The organism is Oscillatoria salina IIICB1, from assembly GCF_020144665.1.
Taxonomy (GTDB): domain Bacteria; phylum Cyanobacteriota; class Cyanobacteriia; order Cyanobacteriales; family SIO1D9; genus IIICB1.
In genome coordinates, this window is record NZ_JAAHBQ010000037.1 from 1 (window position 1) to 18,193 (window position 18,193).

An 18,193-nucleotide genomic window follows, 5' to 3' on the forward strand; every position below is an offset into this window, starting at 1 on the left:
GACTGCAACGGTGCGGCTAACATCCTCAAAAAAGTAGCGGCAACTTTGAAATTTTCTCTCAAAGGAGTCAGTAGGGGCGCTTTGACTACGCCTTTAAGAGTCCATTTTTGGATGGCTTAAGAATCCCCTCCCTTTAGCAACGCGGAGGGAGGGGAGCAGTCAAAGATAAATCGTTCCGAGCGTGTCAACGAACGTAATTTACTAACACAAGTAAATATTTTGGATGTCCCTGATTCGTAATTTGGATATAAAAGTTAGGTCTGATTTTCTTGGGTAATTTTTATCAAGTAACGAAGTGCTTCATTAACTGACTTTGAATCGGGAAATACCTCGGCAACATCTGTCTCTAAATAAATTATTTTTCTCCCAAAATTTTTTCGTTCAGATCCGAGTTTTCGGACGCGCAAACTTCGTAAATCGTATTCAGGACGAAGTTTATCTTCCATTTCTCTTTGATCTCATTCAAATTCCATAGCGTGACTAATCTGTGAGCATACCACAATATTACTATTGTCGGGGCAATCAGGCGGGCTTGCCCCCAAAAAAATTTAATTCCAGTCACGCAAAGTTCGATGCACCCAGGCTACATTCCACATAAAATCATTAATTTTGTAATCATCAACTGCTTTGACAATATAGGCACGGGCGCGTTCTTCATCTCCTGCTACTTCATAGTACAATCCTAGATAAAGATAACTGTAAAATATTCCCGATGTACCTTGTTTTTTCCCAGCCATCAACACAGCATCTTCTGTACATTGTCCGGCATAAAATTTGTAAACTGAACGCATTACCAGTCGGCGATCGTATTTAACTTCTAATAAACAATTTTGCGCTTCGGAAACGCCTTTAAGACGCGCCAAACAAAGATAGCGCCAGACCGTTTCTTCTACGTCATTTGAGTTAACTTTTAGATCGATTTCAAATTGTTTTGCACCATCCGCAAATCGATTCACATAGTAATAAGCTAGTCCTCGTTGCCAAAGATAAGGAGTAATGCTGGGGTCGAGATTTTCGGCGCGATCGAAATCTTCAATAGCTTCTTGAATTTTAGCTAATTTAAAGTATTCCATGCCACGACGAATGTAAACTCGCGGATAGTTAGGATAAGCGCGGACAAGTTGGTGAGAATTTTCAAGTTCAGATTGCATAAAAAACGATTCTTTTTCCGTAAAGAAGACTACAAAAGCCAGGAATACTTTTGTAGTCTTAAATTGAATAATTGATTTCTAGTCCGAGAAAACTATTCCCAAAGTTTACAACTCAAATCTCCTGCTTTTTGCGAGAAACGAAGATTTTCTCGATAATCTACCGGACAATCAATCACTGTGGGAACATCTTGTTCCAAAGCAGTTTTCAAAGTAGGAATAAGGTCAAAAGCAGATTCAACTCGATATCCTTTTAAACCCATACTTTCGGCAAATTTAACAAAGTCAGGATTGCCGAAATCAACGAAAGCTGATTGACCAAATTGATTAATTTGTTTCCAACTAATTAAACCATAACCGTTGTCGTTGAAAATCAAAGTTACAAAAGGTGTACCAACGCGCAGGGCGGTTTCTAATTCCTGACAATTCATCATAAAACCGCCATCTCCGGTAACAGCGACGACTTTTTTACTGGGATCGACTAATTTAGCGGCTAATGCGCCAGGAATAGCAATTCCCATTGCGGCAAAACCATTGGAGATAATGCAAGTATTTGGGCGATCGCAGTGGTAATGACGTGCCATCCACATTTTATGCGCGCCAACATCGGAAATGACAATATCTTCGGGTCTCATTACTTGCCGCAAGTCGTGAATCAGCTTTTGCGGTTTAATCGGAAAACCGTCATCATTGGCATAATGTTCGTAATCTTCCCGCAATTCTATCCGTAAGTTAGCAAAGGCAGGTGTTGGTTTGCCTTCTCGATCTGCCCGCTTGACAATTTCGTTGAGAGAGTCGGAAATATCCCCAACTACTTCGGCTAAAGGAATGTAACTACTATCTATCTCGGCTGGGGCTGCACCGATGTGAATAATGGGAATTTTGCCTTCTGGATTCCACTTTTTCGGGGAATATTCAATTAAATCGTAACCGACAGCAATAACTAAATCGGTTTGGTCAAAGGCACAACTAATATGATCTCGCTGTTGTAGTCCAACTGTCCAGAGGGAGAGGGGATGAGTGTAAGGAATTACGCCTTTACCCATAAAGCTATTTACCACGGGAATATTCATTGCTGTGGCAAATTCGGTTAAGGCTTCGCTAGCATTAGCCCGAATTGCGCCGTTGCCGACTAAAATTAAGGGATTTTTGGCTTTGGAAATGGCAACAGCCGCAGCGTTGACGCTACGGAAAGAAGCATAGCTTTTTTCTCTGGTATCTTTATTTAAAGCTTTACCTGCGACGGGCATCGCGGCAATGTTTTCTGGTAAATCGATATGAACTGCCCCTGGTTTTTCACTTTGAGCTATTTTAAAGGCTTTGCGGACAATTTCTGGCGTGTTGCTAGGTCGCACAATTTGCGTGTTCCATTTGGTGACAGGGGCAAACATTGCTACTAAATCTAGATATTGATGAGATTCGATGTGCATTCGATCGGTTCCCACTTGTCCGGTGATTGCTACTAGTGGCGCTCCATCAAGGTTAGCATCGGCAACCCCTGTCATTAAATTTGTTGCTCCCGGACCGAGTGTGGAAAGACAAACTCCTGCTTTTCCGGTTAACCGCCCGTAAACGTCAGCCATGAAGGCTGCACCTTGTTCGTGACGGGTGGTGATAAATTTAATTGAAGAATCCTTCAGGGCTTCTAAAATATGTAGGTTTTCTTCTCCTGGCAGTCCAAAAACGTATTCGACTCCTTCGTTTTCTAGGCATTTTACCAGTAGTTCTGCTGTGTTTAATTCCCCCATTGCTCTCTCCCCTCACAATTGCTTGCGTGGCTAAGTTTTAGTTGAGTTTCCCTTTGTTCCGCAAGACTGATTAAGGTTGGCGATCGTTCCTGCGGTAGTTGAGTTAGTATTGTTCTACTAATGTAGCTTGTGAACTACCCCGCCCACAACGGGACGGGGCTTCCCAACTCAACAGCAACCGCCTCTACAGATGACTTACGCCCCCGCTTTGGTCTGACATTGCCTCCTTGGGCAGTAGCGCTGGTTCCCAACGCTAATAAACGCACGCCTACCTCTCGAATATTAACAGCAGCATTTATATCTCTATCATGCTTTGCCTGACAATTGGAGCATTCCCAACTCCGAATATTAAGAGGTAGGCTATCAACTTGATTCAAACATAGGTGACAAGTTTTACTAGATGGAAAAAAACGATTGATTTCCAGATAGATTTTTCCTTCCTTTTCAGCCTTATAGTTCTTATTTGACCCAAACTGTTTTAATATTGACAAATTCACGAATTCCTTCGCTGCTTAATTCTCGCCCATAACCCGATCGCTTGATTCCACCAAAGGGTAGACGCGGATCGGATTTTACTAACCCATTGATGAAAACTGCACCTGCTTCGAGTTTGTCGATGAGGATTTCTTGTTCGGTTTCGTCGTTAGTCCAGGCACTTGCTCCTAATCCCAAAGAGGTAGAATTAGCTAAGGCGATCGCCTCTTCAAGATTTTGCACGCGAAATAGTAAGGCTACTGGTCCGAAAAATTCTTCTCGATCGGCGGGCGTTCCTGGGGGAATATCGGCGATAATTGTTGGTGGATAGAAGTTTCCGGTGCGATCGCTAAATGGTTTTCCTCCTACCACAACCCTAGCACCTTTGTCAACAGTCTTTTGGACTTGTTCGTCTAAATCTTGTAAAATTCCTGGGGTTGCTAAGGGACCAACATCTGTATTCTCGTCCATCGGATCGCCAACTTGCAAGGCTGCAAATTTAGCTTTGAGTTGTTTTTCAAATTCATCAGCGATAGAATCAGCGAGAATAAACCTTTTTGCAGCGATACAAGATTGACCATTATTCAGCATTCTCGCAGCCATACCCGTTTCCACTGCTGCTGTTAAATCCGCACTTTCGAGGACAATAAACGGATCGCTACCGCCTAATTCTAAAACAGTTTTCTTAATTTGTTTACCTGCTGCCGCCGCTAAACTTGCACCGGCTGCTTCACTTCCAGTTAAAGTTGCTGCTTTGACGCGATCGTCTGCTATAATTTCGGCAACTCGATCCGCACCGACTAATAAAGTTTGGAAAGCCCCTTGAGGAAATCCTGCTTCTGGGAAAATGTCTTCGATCGCCAAAGCACATTGAGGTACATTTGAAGCGTGTTTGAGTAAACCCACATTACCAGCCATTAATGCTGGTGCAGCAAAGCGAAATACTTGCCAGAAGGGAAAATTCCACGGCATAACTGCTAAAATCAGTCCGAGGGGTTGATAGCGCACAAAACTACGACTAGCATCCGTAGAAGCTGACTTATCTGCTAAAAACTCCGCCGCATTCTCAGCGTAATAACGACAAACCAAAGCGCACTTATTTGCTTCCGCGATCGCCGACTTTAAGGGTTTACCCATTTCCGTCGTCATAATTTTGCCATATCTGAGGCGATCGCGCTCTAAAATCTCTGCTACCTTATTTAACCATTCACTGCGTTGTTCCAGCGTCGTCTGACGATACAACTCAAAACTCGACTGCGCCCGAGCCAGTTTCGCTTCAATTTCCTCACTTGTCAACGGCTTAAACGTCTTCTCTATTTCTCCCGTCACCGGATTAACTGTGGCGATCGCCATTAACTTCCCCCTCCCTCAGCAGAAGCTATCTCTATTTTTCCAGTCTATCCCCTCATTTCCCAGTAAAACCTAGTAATTATATAATGCTTAACAACTTTTTTCCCTAATAAATTTCTGGGACTTATCCGATCTAATCTCAGCAAATAAATAGGTTTCAATTAAAAATCTCTCTCTCCACTTTCCAGCAAAATGTGATTATAATAACATTGAAGACATCTTTAAACAGATATTCTTAATATAGATTTGATATTTTCATCAAAGTGAATTAGCATGAATAACAGCGTGAGACCGCTGTGCGACTTGTTTAGTCTTTTCCTCAAAAAGAGCAAAAGCTAGATAACTCAGACATAACTTAGGAACCAGAAACAACAAGCGCCCATCACCTGCCGCTTGGAGAGTGCCAAGTCCACTCTAACTAACTGGAGTGAAAAGACACATAAAAAGGAGTTCCTTGACCAAGATTATGAACAATTTATCAACAACTTGCAAGCAGGAATCGCGCCCAGAATTAAGCAATTTCTTGCCTAAAACTGCTTGCGATTCGCATATTTTAGTAGTAGATGATAATGAAGACAATTTACTATTATTAATTTTTGTCCTCGAACAGCTTAATTGTTCTTTAATTACAGCCAACAAAGGTCAAACCGCTTTACAACTTGCCGAAACCCATCAACCAGATTTAATTTTGCTGGATATTCTTTTACCAGATTTAGACGGAGTAGCAGTAATTTCTCAACTGCGAAAAAACCCCAAAACAAGGCAAATTCCCGTAATTGCTGTTACAGCGTTAGCAACCCCAGAAGATAAAGAAAAAATTCTTGCTGCGGGTTGTAACGAATATATCAGCAAACCTTTCATGATTGATGAAATAGAAGCAAAAGTCAAACATTATCTTAATTGGAAAGAGCCGATTTCTTAACTTTAGGAATTGATTCTGGATTGCGTACAGCAGGAGTTTTGGCTAAAACCGCAATCATTCCGGTACGACCAGTTTCTATTTTGGCATCAGAAAGTAAATCCAGTATCGGAACCGACAAAATTTCTTCGATTAGTTGGCGTAAATGCGGTTGAATCGCCTCAGCCAAATCCGAACGAACTTGTTTCGCTAGCTCAGATTTACCATTTTCCGCTAGCACAGTTTCTGGTGTGGTAATCGAATCTTCAATCACGATCGCTAGTTTCTCATCAAAAAGTTGACAAGTAACTTTACTCGGCTGATGTCCTAGTCTCTCTCGATATAGGGCTTGGATTTGCTGCGATAACTTGCGCTCTAATTGTCCGCGAGTCAATTGGGAGTTAGGCTGATTCATAAGTGTGAAATAAAACTATCTTGAAGAAATAAGCTAATTAGAGAACTTTAGCAGTAACAACTCGAAAAAAATGAATAATTATTAAAGATACATTCTTCAGAGCCAAAAAAGTAACTTTTTCATGATTTCCCAAGAAAACACTGAAATTTTAGTTGTCGGCGGCGGAGTGGGCGGTACAGTCGCAGCCCTGCAAGCAGCCCATTGCGGTATCAATACCATTTTAGTCAGTGAAGAAGTGTGGTTAGGGGGAATGCTTAGCAGTGCTGGCGTTGCCGCCCCTGATGGCAATGAACTAGCAGCATGGCAAACTGGCTTTTGGGGAGCTTATTTACGGCAGTTGCAGCATCGGCAGCAGGGAGGTTTAGATAACGCTTGGGTAAGTATGTTTACATACGATCCCCGCGTGGGAGCCGCAATTTTTGCCGATTGGGTAAACCAACAACCAAATTTGACTTGGATTAGCGGGGAAACGCCTTTGGAAGTCTACCAGCAAGGCAACCAAGTGCTAGGAGTGCGTTTTGCCGATTGGGATATTCGAGCGAAAATTATTATCGATGCTACAGAGTTAGGCGATTTATTGGCTTTGGTTGGTAACTACCGTTGGGGTTGGGAATGGCAAAGTGAATTTGGCGAACCCAGCGCCCCTACTGGTTTGAATGAATTAACCTCTCGCTATCCAGTACAAGCACCGACTTGGGTTGTCTTGATGCAAGACTATGGCGAAAACGATCGAGCGCCTGTAATTGCTGCTTCTTCTCAAGATAACCCAGAAATTTTTGCTGGGGCATGGGAGAATTACGGAGCGCAGAAGTTTTTAGATTATGGAAGATTGCCAGGGGATTTATTGATGCTCAATTGGCCTATTTCGGGTAACGATTATGGTGTCAATTTGGGGCGTTTAGTAGCTTCTGACGCAGCGAAAGAGGAGTTTCTCCAAGAAGCTAAAGATTACAGTCAAAGTTTTGCGCGTTTTATGCAAAACCAGTTGGGACGACGCTATGGTTTGGCGAAAAATGTCTTTCCCCAGGCTGATAGTGGTTTTGCCTTGCATCCTTATTATCGCGAAAGCCGACGCTTACAGGGGATGGTAACGCTAACAGAAAACGAGATTTTGCCTGTGGCTGGGGGACGGGTGGCGGCTTTACCTTGGACAGCTACAGGAGAAGTAAGCGCGATCGCGATCGGTAATTATCCTAACGATCATCATTATCCGGGGGTAGATTTTCCTCTGCAACCGAAATCTCTACCTTGGGGGGGACGCATAACTGGTACTCCTTTTCCAATTCCTTATGGATGTTTGGTTCCAGCTAGGGTGGAAGGTTTACTCGTCGCTGAGAAAAATATTTCTGTCTCTCATCTGGCTAATGGTAGCACTCGTTTGCAACCAGTAGTGATGAATATTGGACAAGCCGCAGGTATGGCAGCTGCCCTCTGTGTTAAATTTAATTGTCAGCCCCAGGAATTACCTGTGAGAAAGTTACAAGAAGCTTTGTTGCGATCGCGCTTTGCACCCGCCGCAATTATTCCTTTGTTTAATTTACCGCCAGAACATCCTGATTGGTTAAAATGGCAGCTTTTTTACTTAGATAATCCCGATGCTTATCCCCTCGACGGGAATTGCCCACATTTAACTCAATTTGAATCACCTATCGTTACTGGCGATCGCTATCGAGGTACTTTTGTGCAACATAATCAGCACGAATACCGTCTACAAGTTCGTGGCAGATCCTGGAAATTAGTTACTCTTCGCCCAGAGGTAAACAAACAATTCTTAACCTTGGCTTCAGGAAAATTAGTTTCCCTGTGGGGAAATTATAATCCGGCTGGTGATTGGCTGGTGGTTGAGAAAATCTCCGGACTCTAGTAACCACAGTATTCCTTAAGCGATCGCGCGCGCGATCGCTTGCTGCTTTTTGCTAATCATAAATAATCCTTTTTGTCAACCGATCGGCAAAGAGATATTAACCTCTGAGGAAAATTTATCCTGATGAACGCATAGCAAGTCCGAATCAGGAAATAGAAACCTGACACAGACAGACTACAAGCTATGCACGCCTACAAATCAATTGCCTTGTTGAGTCTACTATCAATTGGGCTTACCTTCAACCCCAGCGTAACCGAAGCTTACTCGATCGGCAACAGACTTTCAAGCCCTTTTCTAGGAGAAAATAACCAAGAAAGCGATAAAAATCCAATCAGACCAAAATGTCCCGGAACTCCAGGATGCGATCGCCGCACCTATATTGAAGCTAAAACTGAATCAGAAACAATAAATTTGGTTCTGAAGACAGAAACGCAAGAACGAGCAAGCGGACGCGACAAATTGCCCGTTTCCGGCAGTTTTAGCCAACCTAAGACCAAAGAACGAGCAAGCGGACGCGATAAATTACCTAACTCAGGTAATCAAGCGCGAGCAAGTGGACGAAGAGAAATTAATAGCCGTACCGAAAACAATGAGAAATGCGAACGAGCAAGCGGACGCTATCGGCAGAATCTATCTGTAGATAACTGTCCTTTCAACAGACTCTCTAATTCATCTCCGTTATAGAAAAAATCCCCCATACCTTTTAACCACCCTAGCTAGCATCTTTAATGGGGGTTTTTTTTTAGACAGATGGTTAGCGGCGAGCGGAGAGCGGAGATAATCTTTTGGCTGAAACCGCCTATTTCCCTGACTTAAGGGGAAATTTCACCAATCGCTCTGCACCGAATGGGTTTTCAGGCTACCATCTTGTTTCTATAATTGTAAATAAGAAATCACTATCGGGGTGCTTGGATAAAACAATAATGCAAGTAAGCAGAACCCACCCTTGAAAGAAAAAGAACAGTTGGTTACGGAGAATAATTCATCCCGCCGCAATGTCACTACTAATGATATGAACAGCGATCTGGATCTGATAAAAACTCTTAGCCCCAGTGCAATGGATCAGATCATGTTGTATCTCGCATTCAGTGCAATGAGAACTGGCGGACATCGACATGGGGCTTTCTTAGACGCGGCAGCAACGGCTGCTAAATGTGCAATTTATATGACTTATATGGAGCAGGGCGAGAATACTCGCATGACTGGACACCTGCACCATATCGAGCCAAAGCGAGTTAGAGCAATTATCGCTGAGGTTAGAGAAGCTTTAGCAGAAGGAAAGCTGCTGAAAATGCTAGGGGCTTCAGAACCCTCTTATTTGATGCAATTTCCTTATGTGTGGCAAGAAAAATTTCCTTGGATACCGGGGCGATCGCGTGTGAGCGGTACTAGCCTTACTTTGGAAGAAAAAGCCGAGATTGAGTCAAAATTACCGCCCAATTTACCTGACGCACAAGTGGTTAACTCGCTGCAATTTTCTGAATTGATCGAGTTTCTGCACGCTCGCTCTCAGGAAGATTTGCCAGAAGAACGTCGGATGGCTCTCTCAGAAGCTCTCGCCGAACATATTAAGCGCCGCTTACTTTATTCGGGAACGGTAATTAGAATCGATTATGGTTCGGGATTACCTTATTACGCACTTACTCGCATGACTTATTCTCCCGCCGATCGCGAGGAGCGTACTTACGTCATGATTGAGGAGACAGCGCGATATTTTCGCATGATGCGTGATTGGGCGGATAAAAAACCGACAGTGATGCGGGTGTTAGAAGAGTTAGACATTCCGCCAGAAAATATCGATCGCGCGAAAGCAGAACTCGATGAGATCCTTCGTGAGTGGGCAGATCGCTATCATCAACGAGGGGGTAAAACGATGATTTTGCAGATGGCTTTTGGCTTTAAGGAAGATTGATGCGGTGATTGGTGATTGGGGACTGGGGATTGGGGATTGGGGATTAGCAGTTATCAGTGAACAGTTACCAGTTACCAGTGAACAGTTTATTCCCTAATTCCCCCTTGTCCCCCTTGTCCTCCTTGTCTCCCTTGTCTCCCTCTTCCCAGTCCCCAGTCCCTAGTCCCCAGTCCCTAATCCCTAATTCCCTAACTCTTCTGCCAGTATTTGCTGATAAATTTGTGGTAAGCGAGAACTCATGGAGTTAGTTTCGATTCCGTAACCTAAACTCGTCCAAGTTCCTGAAAGCAGACGCAAAACTTGAGTAACTTTGCCTTGTTGTAATAATTGAGAGATATCAACTCCCCAAGCTTGGCGATCGCTTAACCAAGCATAAACTACTGCATCTTGATATTGGGGTTCAAAACTATATCCTTGCCAAATCCAAAAACCAAAAGGTCTGGGATGATAGCGTTGTGCTTTTTCATCCCAGGTACGATTGAGGAACTGATAGCGTCCGGCTGCGGTAGAACAGTTTCCGGCATTGGGTCCTGTAACGATGGTCACGCAACGGTTGGGATGACGAGAGAGATCCCAAACTTGTTCTCCTCCGTAAATAACTCGGTAAGGTTGGGGAACATTGGCTTCTGAAGCCGAAATTGTTCGCATCAAGGCGCGAAGATAGGGATCGCCTCCTTGCATGACCAAAGGTTGAGTTCCTTTGAGACTGCTGCCGCGATCGAGCCAATTTATTTGCCTTCTCTCTAAATTCCACACTAAAAACAGCAAACTGGCTAAGGCGATCGAATTAAAAAGAAAAAAGTTTTGTTTTGATTTTTGTTTCAGCATGAAAAGAATAGGTTAAGAATTGCTGAAATTTAAGCTTGACTAAGCAACATTTGTAAATAATTCTTCCCAGGAGCGCGATTGTGCTTCCACAGAAGTTACTATTTCAACAATTTTATTCTGTGCAGGTGTTTGCAACAGCGCTTCTACGCAAACCCGAGCAACTTTAGTCCGGGGAATACTGCCATCAAACAGAGTATCTGCGGATGACATGACAATTGGATCTGAGTTATCTTCGTTTTTAAGACCACCAGGTCGAACAATAGTATAAGTCAAACCGCTATTTTGGAGATATTCTTCTGCTTGCTTTTTCCAATAAAGAATCAACCAAAAGAGGTTGAGAGGGTGAAAAATTTTCGATACACATAAAGAGGAAACAAAAACAAAATGTTGAATTCCCTTAGTCTGGGCAGCATCAACAAGATTTTTTGTTCCTTGGTAGTCAACTTGGTAAGGACCAGTGGGATCGAGACTGGGACTAGCCCCTGTCGCACAAAGTAAAACAGTCGAGTCAGCGATCGCGTTTAGTAGTGTCTCTGGCTTGAGAACATCCCCAACTACTAATTCTACCTGTGCTGGTAAAACTTGTTTGCCTTTTTCTAAGTTACGCACTAAAGCTCGTACCGGAATTTCCCTTCTAACTAACTCTTTAACTATTCGTCGTCCCGTTTGCCCTGTAGCCCCTGCGACAAATGCTTTCATACCGATCTCCTTCAATTAAAGTTTACTGTCCAAGCGAGGAATCAAGCTAACTTTTCAATTGTATTAATTTTAAAGTTGTCATCTTCTTTATTGTGGATAGCAAAACAGACAGGTAAAAATCAACTACCTGAGTGGGAATCTTTCGGGATGGCACGCACTTCAAGAACCAGAGTGAGTAAATTATGCAGTATCAATTTGTTGACAATCAACCGCTAGAAACTTCCGAATTATTACTTAATGCTGAATATATCCCCACAGATCGAGATTTGAACGATCCCGCAGCCGAAATAACTCAAGAACAAATTTACTTTCAAACTCACTTTGAAGGTGAGATGGAAATGTTTAGCGATGCAGGTACTGTTGCTGAATATCTCGATGCCCATGAAGGTTGGTTTTGCCGTTGCGCCCAACCAATGAAGGCAGAACCTTTAGGGAAAAATGGCTATACCTTAATTATCGGGCGTTTTGGTTCTTTTGGCTATGAAGTTGAACCGAAAATTGGGGTAGAAATGTTACCTCCCCAGGAAATGGTTTATAAAATGCGGACAGTGCCAGTCCCTGATTACCATCCTCCGGGGTACGATGTTGATTATCACGCCTCGATGAGTTTGGTTGAGAAAGATTTCGCAGACCGAGAAAAGGCGAATTTAGAACAAGTATCGGTGGTGACGCAAGTAGAGTGGCAGTTACACTTAAAAGTAGCAATTCGCTTTCCCAAGTTTATTTATAAATTACCTAGAGGTTTGATTCAAAAAACTGGCGATCGCCTGCTTGCTCAAATTGTCCGCCAAATTTCCCCGCGTTTAACTCAAAAAGTACAACAAGATTTTCACGATCGCCTGAATCTCCCTTTACCTGATTCTCAGTTTCAATTTCGTCAAATTGGGTGATTTTAGTTTTTTTCCCTCTGGTAGTGTTAATCTGTGTTTTGCCGTTAAAGAAGAGGATTAGGCAGCAAGATGCTGCCATTACTTTTCTCAATCCAATCGCGATTCAGAAATAATTACATTTCGCTAACAATTTTGAAAACAATTTGCATACCCGTAATTGCTTGCCAGCCAAACAATCCTAACAGGACAATATTGAGGGTGATATGGGTATAACGGGCTACTTCATTACCTTTAAGCATGAAAGGTACTAAAGACGCAGAAGTGGCAATTAAGGCTGTCATACCTAATCCTGTCAGCAAATGAGAACCAAAAAACAGCTTTTCATTGTTCAGGTAAGTGACACCCATCGCTGCGATCGCACCAATCACCATGAATGCTAGCAAAGCTGAACCCAGTTGATGATGTTTTTGACCGTAGTTTTTCTTAACCAGTTCTTTACGGACTTCTTTATCCTCTACAGTACGGATGCGGCGTATTTGCCAACCGAGATAAAGTGAATACAGCGCGATCGCTAGCAACACCCACATGAGGAACGGGTGAAGGAATTGGGACCAGACTTTAATTGATTCGGGAATTTCAAAGTTCATCGCCTTCTCGTCAAAGAAAATTAAGTATCTTTATAAAAATTAACTTAACATAAGGGACTGGGGATTAGGGATTGGGGACTGGGTTTAGTTATCACCCGAACAGGGAACAGTTACCAGTGAACAGTTACCAGGGAACAGTTATCAGTGAACAGTGACCAGTGAACAGTTATCAGTGAACAGTTACCAGTGAACAGTTACCAGGGAACAGTTACCAGTGAACAGTTACCAGTGAACAGTTACCAGTGAACAGTTACCAGGGAACAGTTACCAGGGAACAGTTACCAGTTTATTCGCTAATTGCTTCTTGTCTCTAATATCTACTGAAAACTGAAAACTGAAAACTGATAACTGATAACTGAAAACTGATAACTGATAACTGGTCACTGAAACCCCCTTGAGGTGTAATCTCGAAATAGAATTGGTATGAAGGGGAATAGGCGTGGCTAGTCAGGATGTTTTGCTGCTCAATGCTGTCCGGAGTGGTAATCTTCATGAAGTGAAAAATCAACTCATCCGAGGTGCAAACCCCGATGCAGTTGATTCTACTGAGACAACGGCGTTAATGTATGCTGCCCAAGCAGGGTACACTGAGATCGCGCGATCGCTGTTGGCTTCGGGGGCGAAGGTTAATTATCAAAGTCAACGTTACCAGTTGACGGCGTTAATGGTTGCTGCTGCTGCTAATAATTTCGATTTGGTGGAGGTTTTGCTGGCGGCTGGGGCGGATGTTAATGCTAAAAATGATGATGGTAGTACGGCTTTAATGATTGCTGCTTATAAAGGCTATCTGCAAGTTGTGGAAATTTTGCTTGCTGGTGGGGCTGATGTCAATATTCAGGATCGAGATGAAGATACAGCCTTGAATTTAGCAGTTCAGGCGAATAAGGTGGAAATTGTCCGGGTTTTACTCTCAGCAGGTGCAGATCCTCATGCAGGTATCGGGAGTTTGGCGATCGCTGTGGGCGAAAGTTATCTTAAATGTTTGGAGGTTTTGCTTGCAGGTGGGGCAAATATTAATTCTACCGATCCTGACAGTCAAACTCCCCTGATGCAAGCGGCTGTTTTGGGGAATTTAACCATAGTCAAGAAGTTAATTTTTGCTGGTGCTGATGTTAATGCTCAAGATCGAGATGGGGAAACGGCTTTATCTCTTGCTGCCGATCGAGGTCATTTGGATGTGATGGAAGCCTTGATCGATGCTGGTGCTAAACTTTACTCGACCGCGCTCATTGCCGCAGCCGCCACAGCACAAGTTGAGATAGTTAATTTCTTACTACAAAAAGGTACAAATGTCAATAGCCAAGATGAAGATGGCGATACAGCTTTGCACATTGCGACAGTGGAAGGTCATTTGGAGGTAGTCGAGGCGTTATTAAATGCAGGTGCAGATGTTAACGTGAGAAACAAGATTAAGGATACGCCCTTGTGGGTAGCGGCATTGCAAGGAAATAGGGCAATTGTCAAAACTTTAGTGCTTCACGGTGCAGATGTCAATGTGGGCGATGGTGGAGAAACACCTTTAACTCTAGCATTTGCAACGGGAGATCTAGAGCTAGTCAAAATTTTACTTGCTGCGGGTGCAGATGTTAATATTCCCCAGTTTGACGGAAAAACCTTATTGATGAAAGCCGCAGATCGGGGTAATTTAGAAGTGATGGAAATGTTGCTAGACGCAGGTGCGGACGTTAACTTAAAGGATAACGCAGGAGCAACAGCTTTAATGTGGGCGAGTCATCGAGGTTATATAAAAGCAGTAGAATTGTTGCTGAAGCGAAAAGAAGTGGATCTCAACAGTAAAAATAAGGGTGGATATAGTGCGATCGCGATCGCCGAATTTAACAAATATCCCCAAGTCGTGAGATTGTTAAAACAAGCCGGGGCTGAAGAGTGAGATTTTTTAGGCGGGCTTTTCTTTGCCCGCTACTAAAAAAACTATTACTATAATTACTATAAAGGCAATAAATCTTGATGACGATTAAGCTCATAAGTGACAGGTTTATTATGTTTAATAACCTTACCTTCAGCCACAGCTTGCTTCAACCAAATTCGCATTTGTCCAACCTGTACATCTAAAGAATCAGCCAGAGTTTTATCATCTAAAGGTTGCTCTAGTTTCTCAAGAATAAAAGGTAAAACTGCTTCATAAATATTTTGAGGACGAGATTTTTGGGGAGTGATTTGAAAATTAGGATTAGAAGTAATATTACTTGCAACTTGAGTTGGTTCAACTGTCGCTTTTCTGACTGACTGACTAATATTTTCTTCAGCCTCAATCTCAGCAACAGCAACTTGCAAAACTTCCTTCAAAGGTTGATTCCAAGGAAAGTCAGGAAAAGGTTTTGCTTGATTCTTAATCAGTTGATAATTTCCTGCTGGTACATCTCCTTGCATTCGCACAAAAACCGGAGTATTTTTAATCTTTTTCAGCGCTTCTGTTGCACCAGCCCAAGTACCACCTTTTTCTACCAAAGAACTAATAACTAAAGCATAATTAGCTAAAGCATAAATATATTTATTGCGTCCCATTGCGTTACCAACACTGAAACCAGCATCAGGATCGTAGGGAGAAATTAAAGTTAATTTATCTTCTTGAATACTCGAACGAAACTTACTCGAAACCGCCGCTTTACTCAAGCTATCTGCTAGCACACCAACTGTCGTTCCTCCGGCTTCTAAGGCTGCTAGCATCGCCGCTTGGTCTACCCCTCGCGCTCCCCCAGAAACCACCTGTATGCCTTCAGCAACGCAAGTCTGGACAACATTTGTCGTATAGGAAAGTCCCTCTGCATCCACATCTCGCGAACCGACAATTGCTAATCCTCCTTGAGAAAGTAGCTCAATCTTACCAACACCATAGAGAATTGCTGGAGCAGAATGTTTTAATTTCTGTTTGAGACATTTGGGATAATGGCGATCGCTACGTGCTAAGATCCATAATCCCTGATTTGTCCACTTCTCAACTGCTAAACTCAACATGAAACTGCGATTTAATAACGCAATTATTCGCTCCGAATCAAGTTTTCCAATAGTAGTTTCCTTGAGTTTTTGACTACAAGTTGGATCGAGTAAATTTTTAGGAGTCAGGTGATTTTCTCGTAGCCAACCAGCAACAGAATTATACTCGCTCAATGTCAAAGGTTGTGGTTCAGTTTGGCGGTTTTGACCAAAACTAGCACAGAGAAGGAGAATAACTTGAGTATCAGGTTGTAACATTTGGCGTTATTTTTAACAAAATTCGACACAAATTTAAGTAATTTAAGTGAGTAGTTTAAGAGAGAGAATTAATTGCTAATGCTAAGGGAAAAACTTGACCGCTTCCGGCTTGACGTAATAGTGCAGCAATGACAGTAAATGTCCAACGGGAATCAACAAAATCATCAATTAAAAATACTGCACCTGGTTTAATTTTACTACAATCGAGCGCAAAAATACCATCTAAATTACGAGCCTGATGATAACTGTTACTCATAGTTTTTTGTGGTGAATTTTGACGTACTTTTTGCACGACTGAGATGAAAGGTAAATTCAATTGATTTGCGAGTCTTTGGGAAAAATTGGGGACTAATTGGGAACGATTTAAGGAAGGAACGCAAGTTATCCAAGTTGGCATTGGTTCTGGTTGCCAACGTTGAATCATTTCAATTATACCTTGAATTAAAGCATCATCAAAATAGTTATCTTGATATTTTCCTTGTTTAACTAATTCTCCCCAACCTGCATCACCCCACAGACATAATGCTCGTCCTATTTCAGCTTTTAAATTATCTTTAATACGTCCGAGAAAACCATAAGTAGGTAAAGCATTTTTAATCCAGATTTTCCGAGGTTCAATAATTTGGTCGCTGCGTCGGAGAAATTGAATTGCTTGATTAACTTTGGCTAATGAGTAGTTAGTTGGTAATAAGTTTTCGCCTAAACAAACTGCACATTTACCACAGCTAGTTGGATTGGAGTCGTCTAAAGCTTGAGCGAGAAATTTCATCAAGCATTCTTGACTTTCCATATAGACTTGCATTTGCGCTTGTTCTTGTTGGCGAATGCGAGTTAATTTAGCGATTTTTTCTAAATCCTGTTGATACTTAATTGGGGTTGTATACCACTTTGTACCTTGCTTAGTTACAGGTGCAGGAGATTCTAAAGATAGGAGTTTTAATACTTTATCAATTTGTCCGCGAGAAAGATTCAAATTTTCTTCTAATTGAGCCACAGAAAAACCATCAGATGCCTTATTAAGAGCATTTAAAACTTCTTCTGTGTGAGCTTGGGGAGGAAAAGCAGTTTCGATAAAATAGTTAGTAATTTCGTCATCTTCATCGCCACTAAGAAGAATTCCATAAGCTTGTTCTACGGCTCTTCCAGCCCGTCCCACTTGTTGATAATAATGAACAACAGAACCGGGGCGTTGATAATGAATAACAAAGCCTAAGTCGGGTTTATCAAAGCCCATTCCTAATGCTGTAGTGGCGACTAATGCTTTAATTTGGTTATCAATTAATTGGTTTTCTAAGGTTTCTCGTTCTTCAGTTTGTAATTGACTGTGGTAAGGTTTTGCGTCAATTTCTTGGGTTTGTAACCAAGCGGCGACTCGTTCCGAATCTCGAACTGTTAAAGTGTAAATAATGCCGCTTCCTGGTAAACTTGGAAGTTGTTCTGCTAACCATGCCATGCGTGCAGCCGGACTCGGTAAATAAATGTTTTGTAGTTGTAAACTTTGGCGAGTTAAATTACCTCTAAAAATACGCAAATTTGCACCTAATTGGGCGGTAATATCATTAACAACTCGGTTATTAGCTGTAGCAGTAGTAGCGATCGCGGGAAGATTGGGAGGAAGGGCTTGTAAAATTCGGGTAATCCGTCGATAATCGGGACGAAAATCGTGTCCCCAGTCGGAAATACAATGGGCTTCGTCAACTACAAATAAGCCAATTTGGGCAGAGATTCGTGATAAAATAGTGTCGCGAAATTCATCGTTGGCTAATCGTTCGGGAGAAATGAGGAGAAGATCGATTTGTCCGGTGAGAAGTTGAGTTTTTACTTGTTCCCAATCGTCCTTATTGCTAGAATTAATTGTAGCAGCTTGGAGATTGAGTCTAGTGGCAGCAGCGATCTGGTTGCGCATTAAAGCGAGGAGAGGAGAAATCAGGAGAGTGAAACCTGCACCGCGATCGCGTAACAAGCGAGTAGCGAGAAAGTAAACGATACTTTTACCCCAACCCGTGCGTTGTACCACCAGTAAACGATCTCGCTGTTCAAGCAAAGACGCGATCGCTTCCCATTGTCCTCCTCGAAACTTAGCTGTAGGATCGTCTAATGCAAGTCGCAACAGCGCGATCGCTTGATTTCGTAATTCATTTGTCATCTCTACACCCCAAAAAAATTA

17 protein-coding genes are annotated in these 18,193 nt (G+C 42.5%); 6 read left to right on the forward strand and 11 right to left on the reverse strand.

Features of this window, described 5'->3' with window-relative positions; translation table 11 throughout:
* Positions 1-254: 254 nt before the first annotated feature.
* From G3T18_RS12465 to G3T18_RS12485, 5 genes are all read right to left on the reverse strand, one after another.
* A complete protein-coding gene (locus tag G3T18_RS12465) occupies positions 255-446 on the reverse strand; it encodes a hypothetical protein (protein WP_224410885.1) in 192 nt (63 codons plus the stop codon).
* A gap of 102 nt (positions 447-548) precedes the next feature.
* Complete coding sequence (locus G3T18_RS12470) at positions 549-1,151, reverse strand: tetratricopeptide repeat protein (RefSeq protein WP_224410886.1); 603 nt, start codon at positions 1,149-1,151, stop codon at positions 549-551.
* 92 nt (positions 1,152-1,243) lie between these two features.
* Complete coding sequence (locus tag G3T18_RS12475; RefSeq protein WP_224410887.1) at positions 1,244-2,896, reverse strand: acetolactate synthase large subunit; 1,653 nt, start codon at positions 2,894-2,896, stop codon at positions 1,244-1,246.
* Between the two features lie 134 nt (positions 2,897-3,030).
* On the reverse strand, positions 3,031-3,393 hold the full coding sequence (locus tag G3T18_RS12480; protein ID WP_224410888.1) for a zinc ribbon domain-containing protein: 363 nt from the start codon (positions 3,391-3,393) through the stop codon (positions 3,031-3,033).
* Positions 3,356-4,723, reverse strand: a complete 1,368-nt coding sequence (locus G3T18_RS12485) for an NAD-dependent succinate-semialdehyde dehydrogenase (protein ID WP_224410889.1) — start codon at positions 4,721-4,723, stop codon at positions 3,356-3,358. The genes G3T18_RS12480 and G3T18_RS12485 overlap by 38 nt, the downstream gene beginning before the upstream one ends.
* 463 nt (positions 4,724-5,186) lie before the next feature.
* Here G3T18_RS12485 and G3T18_RS12490 point away from each other — a divergent pair, with 463 nt between their 5' ends.
* Positions 5,187-5,642 carry a response regulator gene (locus tag G3T18_RS12490; RefSeq protein ID WP_224410890.1) on the forward strand — a complete coding sequence of 152 codons (456 nt, stop codon included), beginning with the start codon at positions 5,187-5,189 and terminating at the stop codon, positions 5,640-5,642.
* Here the strand turns inward: G3T18_RS12490 and G3T18_RS12495 are convergent.
* Positions 5,617-6,033: a DUF2294 domain-containing protein gene (locus G3T18_RS12495; protein ID WP_224410891.1), complete on the reverse strand. Its 417-nt coding sequence runs from the start codon at positions 6,031-6,033 to the stop codon at positions 5,617-5,619. The two genes, G3T18_RS12490 and G3T18_RS12495, sit on opposite strands and share 26 nt — an antisense overlap.
* A 121-nt stretch (positions 6,034-6,154) precedes the next feature.
* On the opposite strand from G3T18_RS12495, the gene G3T18_RS12500 reads away from it, so the two are divergent.
* The 3 genes from G3T18_RS12500 to hetR all read left to right on the forward strand — a co-directional run bounded on the left by G3T18_RS12500 (position 6,155) and on the right by hetR (position 9,809).
* Positions 6,155-7,897, forward strand: coding sequence for an FAD-dependent oxidoreductase (locus tag G3T18_RS12500; protein WP_224410892.1), 1,743 nt, complete (start codon positions 6,155-6,157; stop codon positions 7,895-7,897).
* 183 nt (positions 7,898-8,080) lie between these two features.
* Complete coding sequence (locus G3T18_RS12505; RefSeq protein WP_224410893.1) at positions 8,081-8,581, forward strand: hypothetical protein; 501 nt, start codon at positions 8,081-8,083, stop codon at positions 8,579-8,581.
* Positions 8,582-8,909: 328 nt separating this feature from the next.
* Positions 8,910-9,809, forward strand: a complete 900-nt coding sequence (gene hetR, locus G3T18_RS12510) for a heterocyst differentiation master regulator HetR (RefSeq protein WP_224410934.1) — start codon at positions 8,910-8,912, stop codon at positions 9,807-9,809.
* A 180-nt stretch (positions 9,810-9,989) separates the two neighbouring features.
* Here hetR and G3T18_RS12515 read toward each other — a convergent pair whose 3' ends face one another.
* Both G3T18_RS12515 and G3T18_RS12520 read right to left on the reverse strand, forming a co-directional pair.
* Complete coding sequence (locus G3T18_RS12515; protein ID WP_224410894.1) at positions 9,990-10,637, reverse strand: glycoside hydrolase family 24 protein; 648 nt, start codon at positions 10,635-10,637, stop codon at positions 9,990-9,992.
* A 39-nt stretch (positions 10,638-10,676) separates the two neighbouring features.
* On the reverse strand, positions 10,677-11,336 hold the full coding sequence (locus tag G3T18_RS12520) for an SDR family oxidoreductase (RefSeq protein ID WP_224410895.1): 660 nt from the start codon (positions 11,334-11,336) through the stop codon (positions 10,677-10,679).
* Positions 11,337-11,518: 182 nt separating this feature from the next.
* Here G3T18_RS12520 and G3T18_RS12525 point away from each other — a divergent pair, with 182 nt between their 5' ends.
* The gene (locus G3T18_RS12525) at positions 11,519-12,226 is read left to right on the forward strand and encodes a DUF1997 domain-containing protein (protein ID WP_224410896.1); all 708 of its coding nucleotides are present in this window, start codon (positions 11,519-11,521) and stop codon (positions 12,224-12,226) included.
* A gap of 113 nt (positions 12,227-12,339) precedes the next feature.
* Here G3T18_RS12525 and G3T18_RS12530 read toward each other — a convergent pair whose 3' ends face one another.
* Positions 12,340-12,813 carry a DUF4079 domain-containing protein gene (locus G3T18_RS12530; RefSeq protein WP_224410897.1) on the reverse strand — a complete coding sequence of 158 codons (474 nt, stop codon included), beginning with the start codon at positions 12,811-12,813 and terminating at the stop codon, positions 12,340-12,342.
* Between the two features lie 439 nt (positions 12,814-13,252).
* Here G3T18_RS12530 and G3T18_RS12535 point away from each other — a divergent pair, with 439 nt between their 5' ends.
* Positions 13,253-14,704 (forward strand): ankyrin repeat domain-containing protein, encoded by a 1,452-nt coding sequence (locus tag G3T18_RS12535; RefSeq protein ID WP_224410898.1) that lies wholly within the window; start codon positions 13,253-13,255, stop codon positions 14,702-14,704.
* A 56-nt stretch (positions 14,705-14,760) separates the two neighbouring features.
* On the opposite strand, the gene G3T18_RS12540 is transcribed toward G3T18_RS12535, so the two are convergent.
* Both G3T18_RS12540 and G3T18_RS12545 read right to left on the reverse strand, forming a co-directional pair.
* A complete protein-coding gene (locus G3T18_RS12540; protein WP_224410899.1) occupies positions 14,761-16,026 on the reverse strand; it encodes a DNA-processing protein DprA in 1,266 nt (421 codons plus the stop codon).
* Positions 16,027-16,081: 55 nt separating this feature from the next.
* On the reverse strand, positions 16,082-18,172 hold the full coding sequence (locus G3T18_RS12545) for a RecQ family ATP-dependent DNA helicase (RefSeq protein ID WP_224410900.1): 2,091 nt from the start codon (positions 18,170-18,172) through the stop codon (positions 16,082-16,084).
* Between the last annotated feature and the right edge of the window lie 21 nt (positions 18,173-18,193).